This is a genomic window from Pseudoalteromonas sp. BSi20480 (genome assembly GCF_000241365.1).
GTDB lineage: Bacteria > Pseudomonadota > Gammaproteobacteria > Enterobacterales > Alteromonadaceae > Pseudoalteromonas > Pseudoalteromonas marina.
Genome location: NZ_BADX01000025.1, coordinates 1 through 1,319 on the forward strand (window position 1 = coordinate 1; position 1,319 = coordinate 1,319).

A 1,319-nucleotide genomic window follows, 5' to 3' on the forward strand; every position below is an offset into this window, starting at 1 on the left:
CTGAATGGCCACTATATAATCCGGCCTTGTTCGGTGTAATTCAATTAAAAAACGATAGAAATAGTCTTCGAGAAGCATTAATCGCTAGAAAGTTCGGCTCTGAGTATTCAGGTCAAGAGGATAAGGAAGGAATCTTCTATACAATCAACAATGATCAAGCATATGAACTACTATCGACAGGAAGAGCCATTGCAAAAGCGCTCTTCAACAATACTGAAGAAGTTGTTGAGTCGCACTCTCTCCACCCGACAACTAGATATAGGTTATTTAGGTTGTTAAGGACGCTTAAGCGAAATAAGTTGGTCAAGCATAACAAGAAAACCCAGCGGACAGCATAAAGCTGCCGCTGATTTATGCGTTATGCGTACAGGAGGTTTCAGGTAAATGGAAAGTTTTATCCCTTTAATTTTTTTATCTATGCTTGTTTTTGTTCAAATAAAAAAATTCAAAGATATGTGTAAGTATTTATCTTATACCTACCCAGAAGAATGGGAAAAATTATCTCATACCTCTTTAGGTGGTTCTCAGTGGTCTGTTACAAATGCAAATTTAAGCGAATCACTTAAAACAGGATTTTTTTCAACCGTAGCCGATGAAAAAGTAAGACGGTTCGAAAAATTTAGATTATTTAATATGTACTTAATGGGTGCAGTGGTATTGCTACAATTAGCCCTAGCATATTTACAGTAATGTACGCATAACAAACAAATTAACAGGACAAAAAACAGTTGGCTGTTTTCGTTCCTCAACATTTTAGCCAACAATTTTTTGCCCGTTATTAGGGCGTTAGCAAGCAAGGAAATCTCGGTGAAATACTCACTATTATTTTTACTACTTTGTAATCTGGTCTCATTCAACAGTCTTGCCTGTTCAATTGCTGGTTGGAGAATGTTTACCCCAATTCCCGATAGTTGGAATGCGGTTACCCTTGAACAACCCGAAAACGGTTACTTTTGGGAGCTAGTGCCAGAGCCAGTAGTGGAATTAGGTAGTTTGTCTCGGGGATCAGGCAAACGAAGTTCAGCTTGTTCTGATTTCGGAATTATAGAGTTAAGCGTATCTCTTCCAGAAAGCAGTTCATATAAAATTTCAGATTTTGGTGTTTACGTTAGACTCACCGAAGGAAAACAACCTGATTTAATATTTCCGGATACGCCCATGACTGGACGTATAGATAATGGAGTAATGAAATTGGTATTCCCTTGGCTAGAGCCTCAAAAATCAAAGATAGAGCCATTAAATTTAACATTAGATATATTTCTGGTATCACACAGACTTAATGTAGGTAAATCCGTTAAACTTGTGGTTAAATAGCTTGA

General features: G+C 37.2%; 3 protein-coding genes. All 3 read left to right on the forward strand.

Going from position 1 to position 1,319, the window contains the following annotated elements:
* A partial coding sequence (locus tag P20480_RS19735; protein ID WP_033024992.1) for a hypothetical protein occupies positions 1-338 on the forward strand: 338 nt, incomplete at its 5' end.
* A gap of 46 nt (positions 339-384) precedes the next feature.
* Complete coding sequence (locus tag P20480_RS14950) at positions 385-690, forward strand: hypothetical protein (protein ID WP_008127173.1); 306 nt, start codon at positions 385-387, stop codon at positions 688-690.
* 117 nt (positions 691-807) lie between these two features.
* On the forward strand, positions 808-1,314 hold the full coding sequence (locus P20480_RS14945) for a hypothetical protein (protein WP_008127174.1): 507 nt from the start codon (positions 808-810) through the stop codon (positions 1,312-1,314).
* Positions 1,315-1,319: the final 5 nt, after the last annotated feature.